General features: G+C 34.7%; 17 protein-coding genes. 8 read left to right on the top strand and 9 right to left on the bottom strand.

Features of this window, described 5'->3' with window-relative positions:
- Positions 1-456: 456 nt before the first annotated feature.
- Positions 457-954: a hypothetical protein gene (locus C8D70_RS05480; protein WP_110366647.1), complete on the bottom strand. Its 498-nt coding sequence runs from the start codon at positions 952-954 to the stop codon at positions 457-459.
- 300 nt (positions 955-1254) lie between these two features.
- Here C8D70_RS05480 and C8D70_RS05470 point away from each other — a divergent pair, with 300 nt between their 5' ends.
- From C8D70_RS05470 to C8D70_RS05435, 8 genes are all read left to right on the top strand, one after another.
- Positions 1255-1692, top strand: a complete 438-nt coding sequence (locus tag C8D70_RS05470) for a helix-turn-helix domain-containing protein (protein WP_110366645.1) — start codon at positions 1255-1257, stop codon at positions 1690-1692.
- A gap of 185 nt (positions 1693-1877) precedes the next feature.
- Positions 1878-4226: a class I SAM-dependent DNA methyltransferase gene (locus C8D70_RS05465; RefSeq protein ID WP_110366644.1), complete on the top strand. Its 2349-nt coding sequence runs from the start codon at positions 1878-1880 to the stop codon at positions 4224-4226.
- A gap of 3 nt (positions 4227-4229) precedes the next feature.
- Positions 4230-5558 (top strand): restriction endonuclease subunit S, encoded by a 1329-nt coding sequence (locus tag C8D70_RS05460; RefSeq protein ID WP_181416096.1) that lies wholly within the window; start codon positions 4230-4232, stop codon positions 5556-5558.
- A gap of 42 nt (positions 5559-5600) precedes the next feature.
- On the top strand, positions 5601-8681 hold the full coding sequence (locus C8D70_RS05455) for a sacsin N-terminal ATP-binding-like domain-containing protein (RefSeq protein WP_110366642.1): 3081 nt from the start codon (positions 5601-5603) through the stop codon (positions 8679-8681).
- 36 nt (positions 8682-8717) lie between these two features.
- A complete protein-coding gene (locus C8D70_RS05450; RefSeq protein ID WP_110366641.1) occupies positions 8718-10529 on the top strand; it encodes a DUF262 domain-containing protein in 1812 nt (603 codons plus the stop codon).
- A 1-nt stretch (position 10530) separates the two neighbouring features.
- Positions 10531-13554, top strand: a complete 3024-nt coding sequence (locus C8D70_RS05445) for a type I restriction endonuclease subunit R (protein WP_110366640.1) — start codon at positions 10531-10533, stop codon at positions 13552-13554.
- A gap of 29 nt (positions 13555-13583) precedes the next feature.
- The gene (locus C8D70_RS05440) at positions 13584-13889 is read left to right on the top strand and encodes a hypothetical protein (RefSeq protein WP_110366639.1); all 306 of its coding nucleotides are present in this window, start codon (positions 13584-13586) and stop codon (positions 13887-13889) included.
- 14 nt (positions 13890-13903) lie between these two features.
- On the top strand, positions 13904-14812 hold the full coding sequence (locus C8D70_RS05435) for a DUF5655 domain-containing protein (protein WP_110366638.1): 909 nt from the start codon (positions 13904-13906) through the stop codon (positions 14810-14812).
- Positions 14813-14980: 168 nt separating this feature from the next.
- On the opposite strand, the gene C8D70_RS05430 is transcribed toward C8D70_RS05435, so the two are convergent.
- The 8 genes from C8D70_RS05430 to C8D70_RS05395 all read right to left on the bottom strand — a co-directional run bounded on the left by C8D70_RS05430 (position 14981) and on the right by C8D70_RS05395 (position 23575).
- The gene (locus C8D70_RS05430) at positions 14981-15940 is read right to left on the bottom strand and encodes a Fic family protein (RefSeq protein ID WP_181416099.1); all 960 of its coding nucleotides are present in this window, start codon (positions 15938-15940) and stop codon (positions 14981-14983) included.
- Positions 15941-16058: 118 nt separating this feature from the next.
- Positions 16059-18815, bottom strand: a complete 2757-nt coding sequence (locus C8D70_RS05425; protein ID WP_146212856.1) for a hypothetical protein — start codon at positions 18813-18815, stop codon at positions 16059-16061.
- A 41-nt stretch (positions 18816-18856) separates the two neighbouring features.
- Positions 18857-19885 carry a hypothetical protein gene (locus tag C8D70_RS05420; RefSeq protein ID WP_110366635.1) on the bottom strand — a complete coding sequence of 343 codons (1029 nt, stop codon included), beginning with the start codon at positions 19883-19885 and terminating at the stop codon, positions 18857-18859.
- Positions 19878-20681: a molecular chaperone gene (locus C8D70_RS05415; RefSeq protein ID WP_076595537.1), complete on the bottom strand. Its 804-nt coding sequence runs from the start codon at positions 20679-20681 to the stop codon at positions 19878-19880. The genes C8D70_RS05420 and C8D70_RS05415 overlap by 8 nt, the downstream gene beginning before the upstream one ends.
- 75 nt (positions 20682-20756) lie before the next feature.
- A complete protein-coding gene (locus tag C8D70_RS05410) occupies positions 20757-21278 on the bottom strand; it encodes a hypothetical protein (RefSeq protein WP_076595538.1) in 522 nt (173 codons plus the stop codon).
- Positions 21279-21592: 314 nt separating this feature from the next.
- The gene (locus C8D70_RS05405; RefSeq protein ID WP_076595539.1) at positions 21593-22009 is read right to left on the bottom strand and encodes a hypothetical protein; all 417 of its coding nucleotides are present in this window, start codon (positions 22007-22009) and stop codon (positions 21593-21595) included.
- A 46-nt stretch (positions 22010-22055) separates the two neighbouring features.
- On the bottom strand, positions 22056-22886 hold the full coding sequence (locus tag C8D70_RS05400; RefSeq protein ID WP_110366634.1) for a helix-turn-helix domain-containing protein: 831 nt from the start codon (positions 22884-22886) through the stop codon (positions 22056-22058).
- A gap of 206 nt (positions 22887-23092) precedes the next feature.
- Positions 23093-23575 carry a hypothetical protein gene (locus C8D70_RS05395; RefSeq protein WP_228407987.1) on the bottom strand — a complete coding sequence of 161 codons (483 nt, stop codon included), beginning with the start codon at positions 23573-23575 and terminating at the stop codon, positions 23093-23095.
- Positions 23576-23637: the final 62 nt, after the last annotated feature.

The following is a 23637-nucleotide window of genomic DNA, read 5'->3' as shown; positions in this document are numbered from 1 at the left end:
TTCCTACGGAATGACAAACGTTGTGGATAGTCTACGCGGATAGTTTGTATGGTGATTCGGAGTAGATAAGTATCATTACACGCACACATAAGCACCCACCTTGTCATTCAGGAGTCTAAACAGCATTCTCTGAAAACTCAAAAATAATCCCAGCCACTATTACCTATTACTCCAGCCACTTATACAAGTGTCCACAGCTACTTCTTAAATACCTGTAACGGTATACCTAAGCCCCTGAAACAGGTTGTCTATGTATTAACAACCGGTCTTGAAATAACGGCAACAAGTTGGTTAAGTGTCTGCAGGCATTTCGGAATAAGTTGCAGGCACTTCATTAATAACCTGCAGGCAGTTTTTAAATGGTAATACCCCCTTGGGTAAGGGGGTACAGACACTTGTAGAAATGGGTAGCGGAACTTAAGAACCGCCTGTTGATACTTGTATGACCGATTGTAGTTAGTTCTTTACTTCATCAGAGGGAGTTACCGGAGGGGTAGAAGTGGCTGTAGTGATGAAAAACTGTTTCATATCTTCATAAATGACATTGGTACCCGGTACATTTTCTCCTGAAAGGAATTTCATGTTTCTATAGAAGGTGATGGCGTTGTGATAGTTATCATGATCCAGTAATACTTTAGTATCAGACAGCTGTTCTGTTAATGAGCTCATGATTTGCAGGCGTTGTTCTACCTGTTCTCTTCCCAGATAATCTTTATCGAATTCCGCTTTATCTAAAAAGTTCGGAATATACTGGGGATATTGCTCCATGTAGATTTTGGCTTTGTTCACAAAGAGTTTGTTCTGTTCTGCAATACTTCCGTATTGTTGTCTTTCTTCCGGGGTAAGGTTGATGGTTTTTCCTGATAACACTGTTTCAATAGATTGTAACGCCTTATCGAGTTGAGTAAGTTCTTCAGTAGTGAAACTTAAACTGATTAAATTGTCTAGTGCCATAATATTGTGCTTTTTTGGGTTTGCAGGATCAAATATAGCGAGTGTAATGCATAGAAAAATAGAGTGTTGTAAGATTTTCAGAAGGTGTTCACCAGAAAGTGAAAACCTGATAACAGCTTTTGTTTTTTTGTTGTTTTTGATGAAAAAAAGAGGCTGTAAAAACGGAAATGGCGAAATAGGAGAGGAGGTCCGTTTCCAGGGTATCATGGTGAAGAACTGAGATTGTAATTAAGCTGCTTTTTAAGCCGTGTTTTTCTAAATATTTTTCTATATTTAGAACTTCATACATATTGATTGATCATGGAACACAAAATACATCAGGGACGCAATGTGAAACGATTCAGGGAAATGCTGGGCATCAAGCAGGAAGCACTGGCTTTTGACCTTGGGGACGACTGGAGCCAGAAGAAAATTTCTCTGCTGGAACAGAAAGAAATTATTGAAGACCCTGTACTGAAAAGAATTTCTGAAGTATTGAAAATTCCGGTGGAAGCATTTCAGAATTTTGATGAGGAGCAGGCTGTGAATATTATTGCGAATACAGTGACTACTGTCAATGATAATGCAACAGGTCAAGTGTTTCAGATAAATCCTACTATTAACACTACTGAAAAATGGCTGGAAGCACTAGAAGAGATCAAGAAATTAAACGATGAAAAGATGGAACTTTATGAAAGGATGCTGAAGGAGAAGGATGAGATGATGGTGAGGCTGGAAAGGTTGATTGAAAGGAAATAATTTATTTAAGATATTAAAAAGGTTCAGCACGTGCTGAACCTTTTTATTTTGATAATGATGAGAAGATCTATTTTTAAAGTGTATAAAAACAGATCAAATCTTTAATATATTATTTTACCTTTTACGGTTTTCCTTATTTAGCAGTAGCCACAAAAGTTGTAAATTGTGCTCTTTAAAATTTTTGAATGAATCACGCTGTACACAACAAGCTGGTCTCGTTTATCTGGAGTATTGCAGATGATTGTTTAAGAGACGTTTATGTAAGAGGGAAATATAGGGATGTTATCCTGCCAATGGTAGTCTTAAGAAGATTAGACGCATTGCTGGAGCCAACTAAACTTGATGTACTTGAGGAGGCTCAATATCAAAAAGAAAATGATTATTCAGGCTTTGATGATAAAGGATTGACTGCCGCTTCTAAATATGTTTTTTATAACACCAGCGAATGGACACTCCAAAGTCTTTATGCTTCAGCAACTAACAGCCAGCAGATTCTGCTTGGAAATTTTGAAGATTACTTGAATGGTTTCAGTGCCAATGTGCAGGAAATTATTGAGATGTTCAAACTTCGGGCACAGATCAAACATATGGCAAACAAGGATGTGTTGCTGGATGTGTTGGAGAAATTCACGTCACCGGATATCAATCTTACGCCTTTTGAAAAACCGGATACTTCGGGAAGAAAACTACCTGCTTTGACCAATCTTGGCATGGGCTATGTTTTTGAAGAATTAATCAGAAGATTTAATGAAGAGAACAATGAAGAAGCCGGAGAACACTATACGCCAAGAGAAGTCATCGACCTGATGACGCATTTGGTGTTTGAACCGATTAAGGATAAAATTCCACCAGTGATTACCATATACGACCCAGCCTGCGGAACAGGTGGAATGCTTACGGAGTCTGAACTCTTTATCACAGATGAAGAGGGCGAAATTAAAGCTACTAATACTTCGGTGTATCTTTTTGGAAAGGAGGTAAATGATGAAACCTATGCCATCTGCAAATCGGACATGATGATTAAGGGTAAAGATCCTGAACACATCAAAGTAGGTTCTACTTTGTCTACGGATGAATTTGCCGGAACGAAATTCGATTTTATGCTGTCTAATCCGCCATATGGAAAAAGCTGGGCGAGTGAACAGAAGTACATTAAAGACGGAAAAGATGTCATAGACAACCGATTTCTTATCAAACTAAAAAATTACTGGGGCGAAGAAGAAGTTGTTGACGCTGTACCAAGAAGCAGCGACGGTCAATTGCTTTTCCTGATGGAAATGGTAGATAAAATGAAAGCCGTTACTTCCAAAAATACCATAGGTAGCCGTATTGCGTCTGTTCACAATGGATCGAGCCTGTTTACAGGAGATGCAGGTGGTGGAGAAAGCAATATACGTAGATACATTATTGAAAATGATTTGCTGGATGTGATTATCCAGCTTCCCAATAATATTTTTTATAATACAGGAATTACCACTTATGTCTGGATTCTCAACAATAATAAGCCTGCTCAACGTAAAGGTAAAGTTCAGCTGATTGATGCCAGTGAAATGTATCAGAAATTGAGAAAAAATCTTGGTAATAAAAACTGTGAACTTACCAAACAGCATATTCAGGAGATTGTCAAGTGTTATCTTCAACTGGATGAACTTGACAAAAAAGACACTGGAAATATCGCCAGTAAAGTTTTTGAAAATGCTGACTTTGGATATTATAAAGTTAATATAGAAAGACCCAAACGTTTGAAATCTCAATTTACTTCCGAGAAAATTGAAGCATTGAAATGGGATAAATCTCAACCTGCATTTTCAAAAGAGCTGTATGATACCTATGGGATGGAAGTGTACGAAGGTTTAGAGAAATACAAAAAAGAAGTTGAAAACTACATAGAAAAGCATGACCTGAATATTAATGCTAAGCAATTGGCAGTTTATCTAAAAAAAGAAAGTTGGAACAGACAGGAGCAGCTTTACCAAACAGCAGTTCGTTTGATGGAAGTATTGGGAACAGAAGTATATACCAATTTTAATGAATTTGTTGCTAAAGTAGATGAAGTTCTGAAGCTGGATAAAACCAAACTTTCTGCTTCTGAAAAGAAACAGATTCTTGATACGGTAAGCTGGTATGATGAAGAAGCTGATAAAGTCATCAAAAAAGTAGAAAAGTTAAACAGTCAAAAACTGTCTGATTTACTGGATTATTTAGGTTGTACAGAAAAAGACTTACCTTATTATGGCTATTTCCCAACAACTAAGAAAGGGGAATATACCATATATGAAACCGAAAGCGACCTGCGTGACAGTGAAAGCATTCCTTTAAAAGATAATATACAGGAGTATTTTCTGAGAGAAGTAAAACCTTATGTAGAAGAAAGCTGGATTGCACTGGATTCTGTAAAGATCGGGTATGAATTAAGCTTCAATAAATATTTTTATCAACCTATACCATTACGAAGTTTGGAAGAAGTAACGAAAGATATTCTTGCATTAGAACAGGAAGGCGATGGATTGCTGGCTGAAATTTTAAATTTTTAGATGATGCAGCGATACGAAAAATATAAAGACAGCGGTGTAGACTGGATTGGGGAGATTCCAAGGCATTGGAAACGTACCGCAGTAAAAAATTTGCTTGAAATACCAATAACAGATGGTCCACATACTACTCCAATTTTGTATGAGACTGGTATTCCATTTATTTCAGCAGAAGCTGTTAAGAATAATAGTTTAGATTTTACCAAAAAAAGAGGTTACATTTCGCAAAAAGATCATGACGAGTTCTGTAAAAAATATAGTCCCAAAAGAAATGATATTTATATGGTTAAATCAGGAGCAACTACAGGAAATATTGCCATAGTTGAAACGGATTTAGAATTTAGTATTTGGTCACCTTTAGCTGTGTTTAGATCAAGCTATAGATTAAAACCAAAGTTTCTTTTTTTTGTATTACAATCAATTTATTTTAAGAAAAGCGTTGAACTCAACTGGAGTTTTGGAACTCAACAAAATATTGGTATGGGAGTTCTTTCTAATCTACCAATTGTGTATCCTAATATTTCTGAACAAGAAACAATTGCTACCTTTCTTGACGACAAAACTTCTAAAATAGATCAAACCATTGCCATCAAGGAAAAAGAAATCGAACTGCTGAAAGAACGCCGTCAAATTCTCATCCAAAAAGCTGTTACCAAAGGGTTGGATGAGAATGTAAAAATTAAAGACAGTGGTGTGGATTGGATAGGGGAAATTCCGGAGCATTGGGAGGTGAGAAAGTTGAAGTATTGTTTAAGTTCAAAACTAAAATATGGAGCAAACGAATCAGGAGTTGAATATGATTTAGAATTACCAAGATATATTAGAATTACTGATTTTGGATTTGATGGAAAGTTATCTGAAGAAAAGAAATTGTCATTAACTTGGCAGCAGGGAAAAGATTATTTACTAAAAGATGGTGATATTCTTTTTGCAAGAAGTGGAGCTACAGTTGGGAAGAGCTATCAATTCAAAACTTCAATGTCTTTCGAAAAGCATTACTCTTTTGCTGGATATTTGATAAAGGCAGAAGCAAGCGAAGAGATTATTTTAAGTGACTATCTTTATCTTTATACTAATTCTAATTTATTTGATAATTGGAAATCTGCAATTTTCAATAAAGCTACCATAGAAAATATTGGTGCTGATAAGTATTCTATATTAAGTGTTGTTGTACCACCTATAAATGAACAAAAAGAAATTCTTTCTGAATATAACGCAAAGAATAAGAAAATAGAAAAAGCTATATTGCTGAAGCAGCAGGAAATAGAGAAGCTGAAAGAGTATAAAACGGTGCTGATAGATAATGTGGTGACGGGGAAGGTGAGGGTGAGCTGAAATAAAACAAATAAAAAACTAATAACATAAAACAAAAATTGAATGTGTGCATCTTACGGAGATAAACGAAAGAGAGGGTTCTTTGAATCTTCAGCAAATAAGATTTTTACTGGAATAAGGGAAATAGTTCCCGAATATGCTGAGAAAAGAGCGATCTGGGAGCTATTCCAAAATGCTTTGGACACCGTAAAGGAAAATGGGATCATTGAAATTGCAAAAACAGATATGGGGCTATTATTTAAACATAATGGTAGACCATTTACAGATGATGAATTTGGTGGATTAATAAATCAATATAGTGTAGGAAAATCTTACGGAGATAATAGTGAAAAACTAGGTCAGTACGGAACAGGTTTTTTGAGTACTCATATTTATGGGAAAAAGATTTTTGTCAATGGCTCTTTATTAACTGACGATAATAGCTATAGATTATTAAAAAACTTTGAGATTGATCGGGATGCTGTAAGTATTGATGAACTTACAGATAAACTTATTTCACAAGATGATAAAATAGAAACACTTTGTGATGATCTAAAATTAGCTCAAAAAGATCATTTACAATATACTTCTTTTGAGTATGTTGCATCTGATAAAGGTAAAGAACATATTGGCTCGATGCTCAAATATGTTGAAACAGTATTACCCTATATATTCTGTTTTAATGATAAACTTTCGCAAGTAAAACTTACATATGATAATACCACATTAAAATATCAAAGGAATGAGAGTTCTGACAGAGAAGTTTCTATAATGGTAAATAATGAGCCAATAAAAGTACCAATATTAAAAGATAAAGAAAATAAGGTTGTAGTAGTATTAGCAAATGAAGAGCGAATTATTGATGAGATTCCAAAACAGTTTCTCTTTTATCCTCTGATGGATACTGGCAGTGCAGGTTATAATTTCATCATTCATGCTAATGATTTTAAACCTAATAGGGAGAGAGATTATCTGCATAAAATAAAAGAAAATGAGGAGTTGAAAATTGATGTTGAAATCAATGAAAGCTTATTAAAAATTGCATTTGAATTAGCACTAAAAAGAATCAAAGAAGATGAAAATGTGTCAATTGTAGATATGGCTAAAATTTCATTTACAGCTTCTGATTCAAGTTTTGAGAAAAATTTGAAAAGTGAATTCATTGAAAATATTAAGGATATTAAACGTCTTGAATTTGATGGTGAAAAATATGCTCTTAGTAATCTTGAATTTTTTGACGAAACGATTTTACGATTACAAGAACAAGCAAAAAAAGAATTATATACTTTATTGACGCAATTTCGTAAAATTCCACCCTATGAAACATATTGTATTCTTAGCGAGTACATAAATAGTTGGAATAAAAATGCAGACAAAAATTTTAATATTTTATCATTAAATAAAATAGCTGAAATTGTTTCAATTGAAAGTGGTGCAAATTATGAATTTATAAATAGTAAAGAATCTTATAAAGAATTTATAAAGCAAATCAGAACAGATGTTACTTTGCTTAATAAAGTGTCACTTATTCCAAATATGCATGGAGATTTCAAAACAATTGAAAATCTTGTAAAATGGGAGAATAAAGAAACATTGCTTATAGAGATAATAAATAATATCAATGCATCAGTTAGTGAAAAATATATTCATGACGATTTTGAGTTTTTAGAGAATATAAATATCTATAACAGAGAAAAATTTAAAGAGGATTTTAGTAAATTTTGTAATGAATTGTTAGATAATCTTGAAAAAGAAAAAATATCACTTTCCTCAAGAGAAATCAAATACTCTTACTTAACTGAATATTTAAATAAATTCATTGGCTTAAATAGGATTACGCAACAAAATGTTGATCTTAATTCATTCTACAATAGAATATATAAAATTGAACCTACTTTTGACGAATTGCCTTCGCCTACTGTTGAAATGAATTATCAACCTGCAATTAAGTTACTGGCAAATTTATATATCAAAGACATTGTTAAAAATGATGTAGAAACAAATATTAATGATTTAAAAGAAATTATTAATATAATGTATACCAATACAAATCTTAAAGAGGAACTTTTGCACAAAATGGAGTGTATTCCTAACCAAAATTATTGTTTGAAGTCGCAATCTGTTTTAAAAAAAGATAATGTAAAAGACGAAGTTTTTAAAGATGAATGGAATAAAATTTTAGACGGAGATATTCGCAATGACTTAGTTTTTGATGGCTTTGAATGTTTTCTTCAGCATAGTAGTTTTGTTTCGGGGGCTGAACTAGGCAGCCAAATAGAACAAAAGCTTAATAGTGAAAGAAGATTTATTCCGGTTGATAAAAATATTATTGAAGTTGTAATTGGTTTAATTGAAAAAATTTCTTCAAAACCATATACTTGGGGTATTTGGCTAAGAGAAATAAATGCAGTAAAGGAAGAAATTTTAATGTATAAATTTCAAGATGAAAGTACAAGGCAAAGCTTATTTAGTATTCTTTCTGTCAAGCCAGAAAAAATTAATTTGTTAGGTGAACTAGCAAAAATTGATAATCTAAGTGACTTGGTACGTGCAGGTAAAGAAAAGCAAAAGGAGGAGAGTAGAAAATCCAATCATTTAATATATATAAATGAAGTTGGGTTAAAAATCCAAGATATAATTGAAAGCGAATTGAATTCTTCATTGAGAGATACAATAAAAATTATAGAATCAACATCAGATCAAAAATTAACAAGTGTTGAAGAACAAAATGGACAAGACTTTATAATATATAAATCGGATAGACCCATCTACTATATTGAAGTTAAATCAAGATGGGATTCTGAAGGCATAGTGGCATTAAGTAAAAGACAAGTCGAACGTTGTGCGAATAATAAAGAGAATTATGCAGTCATTACAGTTAATGTGGCTAATTACAAATCCAAGAATAAAATAGATATTGAAACTATCTCCTTTACTGAATTGAAAGATGATATCAGTGTTAATTTAGATTTAGGTGATGAGTTTGAGAAACTAATAAAAGAAAATAGGGAGTTTGAAAAAATAATTGACAATACAAAATTGATTGAATTCAGGGGGCATATTCCTCAAAAAAGAATTGAAACTAAAGGTATTTTATTTAAAGATTTTATTGATAAATTAAAAGAACATATGATTAATGCTTAATTTATAGTAGAATTTCAACAAAAGACAAAGCTAAATATGGAAATAAAAGCAGAAGTTAAGAGTATATCCAAATTAAAAGATTACTTTTTTATAGTTCCCGATTATCAAAGAGAATATGTTTGGAGACCAGAAGACCAGGTTGAGCAATTCTTAATTGATATAGATAATGAATATGATGAAAACACTCATGCACAGAAGAGTTACTTTATAGGTTCAATTATTATTGTAGCCAATAAAGAAAAATATGATGTAATTGATGGCCAGCAAAGACTAACAACAATAGTTCTTACCCTATGTGCCCTGCGTGATTTATTGCAAGAGCAAGCGTTAGATTCAAAACAGTCGAAATATTTACAAAATGTTGAAGAATTACTTTCAGATTTCGATATGGACAGCGATGAAACACAGTTGAGGCTTGAACTACAGTATGAAGAAAGTAAAGGGTATCTTAAAAATCTTATCGTAAAGGAAGATTTTATCGAAGAAAGATCAGCCTCCATAGAAAAGATGGAAAAAGCGTATTTTAAAATTTACAGTCATTTGCAACTGTACTTAGAAGAAAGCTTAGATTCATTGGTAAAATATGCGAGGTATTTCCTAACTAAAATTGAGCTGGTAGTTATTGAATCTGAAAATCTTAGCAGTGCATTGAAAATATTTGAAACAATAAATCAAAGAGGCTCCAGTCTCAATGCAATGGATTTGGTAAAAAATCTATTATTCAGCACTGCTAAACCAAACGAGTTTAATTCAATTAAAGATATTTGGAAGGAAATTGTTTCTAATCTTCAAAAATGTGGTGAAGAAAATACACCTTTACGTTTTTTAAGATATTTTTTAATGTCCCGTTATTATGATGGGATTCTGCGTGAAGATGATATCTACAAATGGTTTTTAACTGATGAAGGGAAAAAACAAACAAAATATGAAACAAACCCAGTAGTTTTTGCTAAAGAGTTGAAAGCCTTGTCTAAAAGGTACTCTGAGTTAGTGATTGCAACCGAATTGGTAAAAGATGGTGGAACATATCCAAGTATAACCAATATTGGATTTATAAATAAATATAGATCCAGACAGCATCTTATTCTTCTTTTAGCATTACACGAAAATGTCTCGGATGAAGTTATAGAATACTTAGGAAAACAACTCGAAAGCTTTTTCTTTTATAGTAATACTCTTGGAATTCAGGCTAAGTATAATGAAAATTTGTTTTCGAAATGGGCGATTAAGTTGCGCGATAAAAAAGACATTTTAGCTGTAGCTAATATTGTTTCAGAAACAATGATTCCTTATTTGAAAGAAAAATTGGGCGATTTTATAACGAAGTTTAAAACAATTTCGCATTTACATTACAGCCCAAACTATAGAGAAAGATATGTTTTGGGAAAAATAGAAAACACCATTCTCAGCAAATGTAATTTGCCTATTCAGGGAAAAGACTTTCTCAATACATTGCAAATAGAACACATCTTGCCACAAACACCTAAAAATGGTTTATTAACAGATGAGTTTGCAGATATGACTGATTACAGAAGTTACGTATACCGACTGGGAAATGTAACATTGTTGGAATCAACAATTAATCAAGCTGTAAATAATTTCAATGATTTAAATTCTGACTGGTATGAAAAAAAGCAGAATGAGTATAAAAATTCTTCTATAATCAGTACAAAGCTTTTAGATCATGAATTTTCAATTGGAGCACATACTGCATTAAATAAGTTTAAATCCAATTATAAATTTGAATTTCCACAATGGAATAAAGGAAGTATAAATTTACGACAAGAAAAAATTCTTGATTTAGTATTGGACACCTGGAAGTTTAATGACAACAGATTAGATCAGTAATATGCCATCACAAACTAACGAACTCGCCCTGGAAACTGCCATAGAAAAAGCACTCTGTGGTATTTCAACAGAAGATATAAAAAATGGAATTGTAGCAGATTCAAATGCTCCTTACAACGGTAATGGTTACTATATTGGAAACCCTGGTGACTTCAATGCAAAATATGCTTTGGATGAGGTTCGCTTTTGGGACTTCCTTGAAACCACGCAAAAAGAAGAGCTGGAAAAACTAAAACGCCAGTCGGATTGGAAAATTAAAATTCTTGACCGTTTCGATAAGTTGGTCAAAAAATATGGTATTTTGAGACTGCTTCGTAAAGGTCTGGCAGTTGATGATGCACAGTTTACGCTGTTTTATGTAGCTCCTTTACAGAATAGCAGTCAAAGTATTAAAGATAATTTTGAGAGTAATCAGTTTTCTGTTACCCGACAATTAAGGTATTCAGTTGCCAATCCACTAGAAGAAATAGATATGGTGATTTTCATCAATGGTATTCCTATCTCTACTATAGAACTCAAAAACCAATGGACAGGGCAGAACGCTAAGGTACACGGAGTTAATCAATACAAATATAAACGGGATACAACACAGCCTTTACTCAATTTCGGAAGGTGTATTGTTCACTTTGCCGTAGATACTGATGAGATTTATATGACTACCAAATTGGATGGGGTTAAAACCTTTTTTCTCCCTTTTAATCTGGGTAATAATTTTGGGAAAGGAAATCCACCCAATCCTTTTGGTCATAAAACTTCCTATTTCTGGCAGGATGTTCTACGCAGAGATAGTATTGCTAATATTATCCAGCATTTCGTAAGATTTGACGGTAGTGAAAATGATGCTTTAAATAAAAAGACTTTATTTTTTCCAAGATATCATCAGCTGGATGTAGTTCGAAGATTAATGAAAGATACTACCCAAAAAGGAGCTGGAGAAACCTATCTTATTCAGCATAGTGCAGGTTCGGGTAAATCCAACTCTATTACCTGGCTGGCGTACCAACTTATAGAAGCTTATCCTGAAAATAATGCGGTTGCAGGAAATAAATCAACCAATCAGCCGATTTTTGACTCTGTGATTGTGGTAACAGACAGACGACTATTAGATAAGCAGTTGAGGGATAATATTAAAGAATTTTCTGAAGTTAAAAATATTGTAGCAGCTGCATATAGTTCTGCTGACCTGAAAACAGCATTGGAAAATGGCAAAAGAATTATAGTTACAACTATACAGAAATTTCCTGTTATCGTAAAAGATATTTCTGATATGAGCAATAAACAATTTGCAGTTATAATTGACGAAGCACATAGTTCGCAATCCGGAAGTTCTGCTGATAAATTGAATGAAGCTATTGGAAATAAAGGAGAGGATCAGGACTATGAAGATTATCAGGACAAGATCCTTCAAGCGATGCAGGCCAGGAAAATGACTAAGAATGCGTCTTATTTTGCCTTTACGGCAACGCCTAAGAACAGTACTTTAGAAAAGTTTGGAAAGAAACAGGAAGATGGATCCTTCAAACCTTTTCATTTGTACTCAATGAAACAGGCCATTGAAGAAGGATTTATTTTAGATGTCTTAGCTAATTATACAACTTACAAAAGTTATTATGAATTAGAAAAATCTATAGAAGACAATCCGTTGTTCGATACCTCAAAAGCTCAAAAAAAATTGAAAGCTTATGTGGAAAAACATAAGCAAACCATTGGTACGAAAGCAGAAATAATGCTTGATCATTTTACAAGCTCAGTGGTAAATCCAAAAAAGCTGAAGGGAAAGGCAAAAGCGATGGTAGTGACACAAAGTATAGAATCTGCTATTCGATATTATAAGGCGTTTGCTGAACTGTTAATGAAGAAAGGCAATCCTTTTAAAATTGTGATCGCATTTTCCGGAACTAAAACAGTAGACGGTATAGAATACACTGAAGCTCAAATGAATGGTTTTGCAGAAAGCGAAACTAAAGATAAGTTTGATGAAGATGAATACAGAATACTGGTAGTTGCGAATAAATATCTTACAGGATTTGACCAGCCCAAACTTTCTGCTATGTATGTAGACAAAAAACTGCAAGGTGTTTTAGCTGTTCAGACTTTATCAAGATTGAATCGTTCTGCCAATAAATTAGATAAGCGAACAGAAGATCTTTTTGTATTGGATTTCTTTAATTCTGTAGAAGATATTAAAACATCCTTTGATCCTTTTTATACTTCTACTACATTAAACAGTGCAACTGATATTAATGTATTGCACGAATTAAAAGACAGCTTAGATGATTCGGGAATCTATGAACAGGCAGAAGTAGAGGATTTTAATGAAAAGTATTTTAATAAAATTGACGCTCAATTTTTAAGCCCAATCATAGATGTGGCAGCTCAAAGATTTGTTTCAGATCTTGAATTAGATGATAACCAAAAAGCAGATTATAAAATAAAAGCTAAACAGTTTGTAAAGATTTACGGACAAATTGCAGCTATTCTTCCTTACGAAATGGTTTCTTGGGAAAAACTTTTTTGGTTTCTAAAATTTCTGATTCCAAAATTAAAAATTGAAGATAAAGAGCAGGATGCTTTAGATCAGCTTTTAGAATCAGTAGATTTATCAACTTATGGTTTGGAAAGAGTAAAACTGAATACTTCTATATCTCTGGACGATTCTGAAACAGAATTAACTCCTCAGAATCCAAACGTTAGAGGCGCACATGGGGAAGCTGAGAAAGATGAATTAGAAAGGATTATTAATGGCTTCAATGAAAAGTGGTTTCAGGGTTGGGAAGCTACTCCTGAAGATCAAAGAGTCAAATTTATTTCTTTAAGTAAATCAGTTCAGGCACATCCTGATTTTACTATGAAAGTTGCCCAAAATACAGATGAACAAAATAGAGATCTGGCATTGAAAAAAATTCTTGATGAAGTAATGTCTCAACAAAGAAAACAGGAACTGGAGCTTTATAAATTATATGCTCAGGATTCCTCTTTTTATCAGGCTTTTTACAATATGATTAAGCAGGCAATTAATATTTAAAGCTCCACATTATAATTTAAATTAATAACATGAAAACCAAAATTGATTCACTGAGATTAACAACAGCTAATCCGAAAAAGTTGATTGAAAATTTATTTGATAAAATAGATCATAATAAAATTCGTAGTTGGGAATATGATTCTGATGAGTTGCTTTCTCATAAAGGAGCGCAGTATATTGATCATTTTTATTTTAAGTATAGTATAGACCAGAAAAAAGGAATTTTAATTTTTGATCTGTATTCTGATGGAAATCAGTTTGCAGAATCCAGGGCCATCCAATTATTAGAAAGAATGCTTAAAGAGCATTTTGGAGAAGATTCCGATATAATTTAACAGTATATAATAAGATGTATTTATATAGTATAGATCAAAAAAAGCTAAAAAACTTAGCCGAGAAATCATTTAAGCTTGAAAAAGATATTCAAAATGTTTTTGAATCTAATCTCGAAACTTTAACCAATTTGAAATTTATAAAGTCTGAGTTTACTATAAAAGCAAACAGAATTGATACTTTGGCTTATGATAGTGAAAACAATTCTTTTGTGATTATCGAATATAAAAAAGACAGACACTTTTCTGTAGTTGACCAAGGAGTTTCATATTTAAATTTAATGCTGGAATACAAAGCAGATTTCATTGTTGAGTATAATGAAAGCCAAAATGAAACCATTAAACGTGCAGATATTGATTGGTCACAGTCTAAAGTTGTTTTTGTGTCTCCTGCATTTACCGACTTTCAAAAGCAGGCTTCCAATTTTAAAGATTTACCAATAGAACTTTGGGAAATTAAACAGTATGAAAATGATATTATACTGATTAATCCTATAAAAAAATCTAAAGCAGCTCCTAATATTAAGGAGGTGAAATCTGAAGAAAATTCTATTATAAATAAAGTAACTAAAGAAGTTACTGTATATACGGAAGAGCTATATCTTTCGGGTAAAAATGATTCTGTAATTGAGCTTTATGAAAGCTATAAACAGGCGATTTTAAACTTATCTTCTGAGCTGGAAGTACATCCTAAAAAGTGGTATATCGCATTTAAAACAAAAACAAATGTGATTGATATAGAGGTACAAGCCAATTCATTGAAAATGTGGATTAATCTTAAAAAAGGACAACTTGATGATCCTAAAAATATCATGAGAGATGTTTCTGATCTTAAAGGCCATAATGGAAATGGAGACTATGAAATAATTGTTAAGGATACAGAAAATCAAGAATATATTATGAGTCTTGTGAAGCAAGCTCTCTAAATTCAATAATTAAAAAAAGATCTGATATTTTAATATACAGATCTTTTTCATATCAAATTTCAATTTAACTCATATATTTTGGATACTAATTCCAAAGCTATCCTCCTACACATCCATCTCCTCAATCTTCCCGGTGACAAATACACAAAAATCACAGCCATTATAACATTATTCTTTAAACCAATATTCTGTCAGCCTCTGTTCTCCGGATTTTAATAAAATACCCTGTTCAACCGCCCATTTCAGGTCTCTGCTTGCAGTGGGGGCAGAAATATTTCTGAAGTTCTGCATATAGTCTTTCCTGCTGAACGTATTTTGTTTTACTTTCTCTTTAAATAAGAAAATTCTGTCTTCTGTATACAATGTTTTATTTTGAGATTGTAAAAGTTCCTGTAGAGATTCGAGGATTATACCGAGCATAAATTCTATAAAAGGGGTAGAATTTCCCTTTTTATCAGATTCTGATAAAGTATTATAATATTCAGCCTGTTTTTGCTTAATGAGGGCTTCTACGGGCAAATATTCAAATACAGGATATTGCTGCATCAGAATCAAGGTTTGCCAGAGCCTGCCCATTCTTCCGTTACCATCTGTAAAAGGATGTATAAATTCAAACTCATAGTGGAAGACACAGCTTTTAATTAAAATCAGGTCTTTGTCTTTTTTCAGATAAGCAAAGAGGTCTTTCATTAATCCTTTTACCATGGTGCCTCCCGGTGCTATATGTTCTACTTTTGAACCTTTAATGATGCCCACATTAGTGGTTCTCAACTTACCGGGATGGGCAACCAGACCTTTCATCAGAATGGAATGTGCTTTTTCCAGATCTTTTAAGTGATAAGGATTAAGCTGATTGATTTCTTCATACACCTGTATCGCATTCTGTACTTCAAGAATATCTTTTTGAGGAGCAATGACTCTTTTATTTTCCAACAAAGCAGTTATCTGCTCTTCAGTAATAGTATTCCCCTCAATTTCCAATGAAGCCTTAATGGTTTTGATTCTGTTTTTCTTTCTTAATTCAGTGACAGGTTTATAAAGATGTGATGCATTGATTTCTCCTATCTTCTCAGAAATAGAAGCCACTAAGAATAAAATGGTGTCTGTAATGGTATAGGGAGGTTTCATATTCTTGATAGTATCATATGATACTATCAAAGATAGGGATTTATATGAGAACCGGATAGATATTTTGAAAATAAACTAGTGATTGAAGTCTACAACTAATAACTTTTATTCTATCATTCTAATTCCCAAACTTCTTCACCCTGATTACCTTTTCCCTTACCTTAATCACAAAAGGTTCCAGTTTTACTATTTTCCCGGCTTCCACTTTGAAGGTATCTGTAGAGCGTTCGCAATAGGTGTTGGAAGGCAGAGAGTTTTTGTTCAGTTCAATCCTGTAATTTCCGGAGGGCAGGAAGGAGGCAAATTCCCCGTTGTCATCGGTGATGATGTGCTGTACTAACTGTTCGTTGCGGTAAATATTGAAGAGAACACCTCCGGTTTTGGGTGTGAAATCTACTGCGGTTTTGGAATCAAAATCATAGGTTACTTTTCCTTGGGTAGTTCCGTTTTGATGAAGAGGAATCTCAAAAGAGTAGTGGTGTTTGTCTACCGTAAATTCGGTTTCATCATAATACCAGCCTTGCTGGATCACCTGTTTCAGGGCATACTTTCCGTAAGGAATGGAGCGATAACTGATAGAACCTGAAGGGTCGGTTTTAAATGAAATATTGTTGAGCATAATCAGGTAGCCTGCCGCTTCTTTGTCGCCTTCATCATAGACATTATTTTCATTCAGGTCATAATAAACAAAGGCTTTGATATTGCCTTTTTTACCCGGATCCAGCGTGCTGTTTCTAAGATTGACGGTTACACCGGCTTCAACGGTCAACAGATTATTGGTGAAACTTCCTGCAGTATAGCTGAAGTAGGAAGAGTTCAGGTACAGGGCATACTTTTCCCTTGAGTACTTCAGGTTCATAAAGCCGGAAGGTGATTTTCCATACAGAACATCATCCGTATAAGAAACCCCTGAGGTGATATTCAGCTGACGGTTGAAGAAGTTTTTATTCACAAAAGCAGAAAGGGACAGCTTTTCGTAGGGAATGCTTTGATTCATCATTTTCGAAAAAGCATATTCGGAAAGGAAATAACTTCCGTGCTGATAGATCCCGTTCACGGTAAGCCATTTGTAGCTGTAAGTTCCGCTTACTTTCATCTGGAACTGCTGTTTGTCGTTGTCCGGATATTGAACCAATCCTGTCTCCATGCTTAAGATGGAGGTATGTTGCTTATCAGGACTCAGCCAGGTAAGGTATTCCGTAAAACGCTGTGCTTTCAGCTGTTTCGTTTTCTCATAAGGCTGTGCATTGAAGAAATTATTATAAGAGTTGGAGTTTTCTTCCTGATACTGATATCCAAGTCCCATCCCGAAATTCCCTTTCTTAGGGAAGTTGATTCCTGTATCCAGTCTTATATTGCTTGAATTCAGGGTGTTGTTGTAAAAGTAAAATTTAGGCGAAAAGTTGGAAGCCATGATGTTGGCATATACATAATGGTCTTTGAAGACCATTGCAGAGAAATTCTGCTGGATCTGCAGGATTCCCCTTCGGTTTCCGGGATAATAATCTGTGCTGTAGAAATAATTTCCGTTCAGATTCACCTTTTTGATCATTCCGGAATATTGTGATTCCAAAGCCAGGGAAGGCTTCGCGGGCTGGTTGTTTTCGTAGAAACTCAGTCCGCCATATAACTTGGTATTCGTTTTCCAGTCTTTGCCGAAGGCATACTGAAGGTCTGTTCCGGCTACATGATGTCTGGCTTTTTCGTAAGGATCATCCCTGAAAATATACGTTCCGGAGATATTACGGGAAGCATTTTGAGCCCCAAGAGTTCCTCTGGTGTAAAATCCATAGCCATATTTCAGAAAAGAATTTCTTTCGATGAGGCTGTACGTCTGGTCTACAAAACCAGCTTCAATTTTCTTGTTTTTATCTGGAGAAGTGTAGGCATATTCCAGTCCTCTTCCAAACATAGAGAGTTCCAGTAATTTATTGATATTTCCGATCGTGAATTCGCTCTTTTCCCTGTGATAGGTAAGATAGGTGTTGTTCACAATAGGATCGCTCTGATTCGTCATGGTATAGATATTCCCCCGGATGAAAATATATCCTGAAGGAAGATTGAAGCCTCCCGAACCTACCAACTGATACATATCCAGGTTTTCTCCGGCATGCCTGTAACTTGCGGTGATGGTGTTCCTGGTAAAATTGGAAAAAGCAGTGGATTCCATATCTTCATAACGCTGCACTGAAGAAACATTCTGGATAGAGACACTGGTATTGCCGAATATTTCTCTGTCCGGCTCTCTGAAGCCTGCAATAGTAACGGAAATCTGAGGACTGCGGGATCTGATTCCGGAAGGCAGAAAACGGAACACAAACACAGAGTCTTTCTGTACACCAATACTTCCTTTTTTTTCTATAAAAGCATTTCCCTGCTCAGCTTCCGGAATTTTAAAGACTACCGTTACATTCTGCTTTCTGTTCCCAAGGTTGGAAACCCTTGCCCTTACTTCTACTGAATCCGTAGGCTTATTCACATAGATCAGAGGATTTTCCGCAGTGATGCGCATGGCATTGTTTTCAGTAACTGTGTGCAGTATTTCTTTTTCTGTAGTTGTTTTATTCTGAAGGTCCGAAAGACGGAAACCCAGACGGGATTCTCCCGAAACGGCATTATTGCTGACCAGTATTTTTACAGGTAAGAAAAGGTGTTCACCAGGCTTCATTTCAACCTGAAGATTGTTTCCTGAAATATTTCTGAAACCTTGAGGAATCGTGATGTTCAGCTTTCCTTTGAAATCATTTGTGCTTTGATTGTCAAGGACGATGATCAGATCCAGTATCCCTGTTTTATCTGTTCTGGATTCATTCCGGATATCAAGACTTACTCCGGAGCTGCTTTGTGCCGGAATCCATATCTGAAACGAAATCAAAAAAATGAAAAAGATTTTTTTGAACAGGTCTTGAAGCATGGTTATTGGGGGATAATCTCGTATTGAAGGGTGGTGGAATATTCTTCCGATTTGGCATTAATCAGCCTTTCATCATTGGCTTTGGTGGAATATCTGATATCATAATATAGACTGGAATTTCCGGTGGAACCTCCTGTAGCGATAAGCTGGGGAGAAGCACTCAGTAAGATGGGATATACATTGCCTGTATTCCCTGAAACGGGGGTGAGATTAAGTTTTACGGTTTCCAAAGGAATAAAATTTCCGGCTGGAGAGCTGAACTGCCCCTGAAGAGAACGTAATTTGATCTGATAATTGGTATTGCTTTTTACAATCAGTCCATTAGAATAGATGACACTTACTCCGTTAACATAATCAGATATGCTCCTGAATTCCAGTGAACCGTTGACTGCTTTTGCAGAAAACTGAAGCGACATTTCGGGTACATCGGTCGGAGTTCCGCTGAGCGTTCCGATGTGAATCTGAAAATTATGATCAGCCCTGCCAATAATATTGTTGTACTGGTCATACGCCGTAAACTGTATTGGAGCGTTAAATCTGGTCCAGGAAGGGTAGCTTCCCAGATAAGATCCTCCCATAACAGTCAGACTGTATTTTACCTGCAGGTTGTAGTAGCCATTGGGCTGGGGCGGCTGATTGTATAACGCTGCATTGGATTGTGGAATTAAAAAGACTTCCTGGTTGGCCTGAAGAAAAGTATTTAACGGCATTCCGATCTGAGGAATGGTGGGCACAGGTCCCGGATAAGCCTGTCCTGAAGTGGAAACCGGCTGAAATGATATTTTGTTGGCAGGCATCGTATAATTCCCGTCCGTAGAGGTGATAGGCTGTTTCAGCCTCATGGATATTTTCCAGTAAGGAATGTTAAACACTCCATTACCAGCCAGGGTAAAAGTATAAGCGTCAGGATTGGTATTTCCGCTGTAAGAATTAATCTGCAGGTAACTGTTCACCCATGAGTTGTAATTGATCTGTGAGAAGCAGTTCAGGGAAATCAACAGCAAGAAACAGAAGAATGTTTTACTATTCATAGCTGAAACTTAATTCTCCTAATTCCAGATTGTTGTTGTCTCCGTAATCAATCATTACAGAAGCGGTATACTTTCCTTTTTCAAGGCCTGCCGGAAGCGGGATATCCATTTCCCTTTTGTTTCCGGGCATAGTATAAAAGATAACAGGGTCCAGTGACACTTTTTTTCCGGTTTGGGTATTCACAAAGTCAGTGTATATTTTTCCGTCACCCCATACATCTCCCTGGTTGTCAAAAAAGAGGTTGACTGTATTGGTTGTTTTTCCGTATACCAGATTCTGGATTTCAAGTTTTTTAGTTTTGGCGGCAGGCATCTTGTGGAATAATTTGATTCCTGAACGGATGCTTACTTTGATGTTGGCGCCTTTATGATCCACATCATCTACCGGATTCATCTGGCTTACATACAGAACAGCCGTATGGGCAGCCAATTGGTCTGAAAGCACATTAGGAACTGTAATGGTTACCTCAATATCTTTTTTTTCTCCCGGAGCCAGCGTGAAGTAATTATCTTCTTTTTTTACTGAAACCCAACTTGCGCAGGAAGAGGGAAGGGTATTGGCAGGATATGTTACATTCTCACCTTTGCCGTCATATTCCCAGTCTCCAAGGCTTATGGCAAGATCCAGAGAATTTTTGGCACTTACATTAGTTACCGTTATGGTCTGGGTATTGCTGTTTCCGTTCCCCGATTCAAAATACAGTCTTGGCGGCGAAACCGAAACTCCTGTTTGCGCATATCCGTAAAAAGAGGATAGGAAAAGAAGACTGAAAAGGAGAAGAGAAAGTCTGCTCATGACGGAGATTAGTTTTTAAGTGTTGATAAAGTGTTGTGGTAGGTACAACACTTTATCATTACATAATGATAGCTATTATTGAGAAATAATGGTATACGTAAGTTGAGTAGTGTATACTGTAGGATCCTGTCCGGCAATATAATTGTTCAGGTAAGTGTTACCTCCGGCTCCTGTGTATTCAATGTTAATTTTTTTGTCTACCCCTCCAGCAGAAGAAGTTACCAAAGTTGCTTCGTTAGTTGATAACTGTACATTCTGAGCATATTGAGCACCGTTTACAGCGTCAGAACCTGCGCTTGCTTTAATCTGGATGCTGTTAGCCTGGATGTTTTTACCTCCATACTCTAATACATCGTTACCACCTTTTACTTTTACCTGAAATCCTCCTGTACTGTAAATACTTAAGTGATCTGCGTTTACAGAAGTTACACCGTTTGCATAGTCATCTTTAGTTACGTAGTCTAAGTTAACGATTTTCTGAGCGTTGTTAACGACAAGAGTCTGGATGGGCTTAAGTCTAACATTCAGTGTTACATTTTGTGCTTTTAATGTAGAGAATCCTACGATAGCGAAAGATGCTAAAATAAATTTTTTCATAAGGTTAAAGACGTTTTTTTGTATTAATTATTTTAAAATTGCGGATGCAAAGGTAAATACAAAGAACATCAGGATCTTTGTGAAAAAATACTTATTATTTGTGAATTTTTACAGAGAAATAAGCACACATGCATGAATTCTTTTTATGAATAATTACATAAAAAGTATCATTTAAATGCTGATAAAATCACCATAAAGTAAAAAAAATGCTTTATTGATATTAAACATTAATTTTACTTAATATAAAGGGAATGAATAAATTGCAAGATTGTTATTCAGTGCATAATTATTTTTTTAAGGCTTTGCTTGATTTTTTACTGAGAAATTAGAGTTAGTATTAAAAAATTTTGCTCATAGTTGGTGTTGGAGCTTAAATTTTTTATTGCATCTTCTAACTCATGATCGATAATATATCTCTTTTGCACCACTCCTTTGTGATGGCTGATAAGATGATATTCTTCAGATCTTTCTCTGTTGGTATCGGTATTACCGATTGTACCTAAATATTCATCATACTGTGCATTAAGCTGAAACCCTGACGGACTTGAGATCATTACAGACTGAACCTCCCGGAAGGAAGACTCATTCCCCTCGTCCGAAAATCCTGTACCCACAGCAAGCATCTGCACCGGATAAAGCCTTACATTAAGTCTTAAACCGTCTGCTGCCTGTGCAAAAGATTTTGTAAAAGCAAAATATAACAAAATGAATAAAATGTACTTTGCAAGCATATAACCTATATTTTTCCCCAAAAGGTTACTTATGTAAATATACAAATTATTTCATTTCGGAGGGATTTTTTCCCGTATGTTTTTTTATAAAATTGGTAAAATTTCCTTCATTGCTGAAACCCAGGTCATAAGATATCTCAGAGATTGTGGAGTTTGAGAAACTCAGAGCTTTTTTGCATTCGATAATGAGCTTTTCAATGATGATATGTTTGGCTGTTTTGCCAAGTACATACTCTGTCATCTCAGTGAGTTTCCTTGGTGAGATATTAAGTTCTTCTGCATAGTATGCTACTTTCTTTGCCTTTTTGTAGTCTCTTTGCAGCAGAACTTTGAAGCGGTTCACATAATACATATAATCAAATTTGATATCCTTTTTGATTTCTTCAGTGGGAATATGTAAAAGGGCGTCCAGCATCAGTCTTTCTATGGCATTATGGGCAGCAGAGATATACAGGCTTTCATCTTTTTTCCGGAAAGTTTCCATACGTTCCAGGAATATCACTCTCATCTGTTCTGCATCGAGGAAAGGAGCTATAAATATGTCGGAATTATAATTATAAAAAAGCTGGGAATTGATAAAAAGGCTGTCTTTGGTTGATCTTTCATAAAAACTGGATGAAAATGCAATGGAATAGACATCTGATCTTTTGGTTTCCCCGAAAACGATTTTCTTTTGCGGGCCTACGAAGGCAATATTTCCCCCTTTTAATGGGTAGGGAACATTATCTATCGTTAACTGGATATCTTCCAGAATAATATAGATACAAAAATATTCCAAGGTATTGAATTCTCTTTTGTTGTTATTTCTATTGATAAGGTAATCTAAACGATTGATACTGAATCCTATATTTTTTAACTGATCCGTTATTTTGTACATACATTGTGGGTCATTCTGTTCAAGAAAAATTCTTGCAAATTTTCCATATAAATATAAAAAATTTATCAAATATTAAGTTTCATAGAAAAAAATTAATTAAATCTGTGCATAAAAATGATCTGTAACCTCATGATCATCCGGATATGGTTATTTTTTTTTATTTTTAATTAAATGATATCCAGTATTGTAGCAGTTTTTATTTAAAATTATGGGTTTATATCTGCTGGTACTGGTGTTACTTTGCACATCCATCTTCTTAATCTCCATACTGGTAAATACACAAAAATCACAGATAATATTCCCGCCAGTATTCCCACTACCACAGCCATTGCTGTTGCATCCAGTTTATAATCCTTTGAGAAATTATACTGTCCTATATAGAGGATGGATAATACCAATAATCCGGTAATCAAACCGTGTAAAATGCTTAGTTTGGTCATCAGTTTTTTGATATTCAACTGTTCGTCCACCGTAAAATCTATGGCTTCCTGGCTGGCGGCATCCGTTACTCTTTTTATGATATCAATAGTAAGAACTACCGGAAGGAAGACCGCCATCGGCAGGGTAAGGCGGGCCAGGTTTTGAGTTCCCGAAAAGAAATGCGTGTAGCCCAATTCTTTGAAACTGGCATAGGCAATAATGAAATTAAAAAATACATTCGGAAGGACATAGTAAATTGTACGCTTCATGAGAAAGCGTTTGAGGGTGGTTTTCTTTATAGGTCTGGGTTTCGGAGGCTTTATTTTAAATT

It is taken from the genome of Chryseobacterium sp. CBTAP 102 (assembly GCF_003201365.1).
Classification (GTDB): Bacteria; Bacteroidota; Bacteroidia; order Flavobacteriales; family Weeksellaceae; genus Chryseobacterium; species Chryseobacterium candidae.
This window is presented reverse-complemented; position numbering and strand designations above follow the sequence as displayed.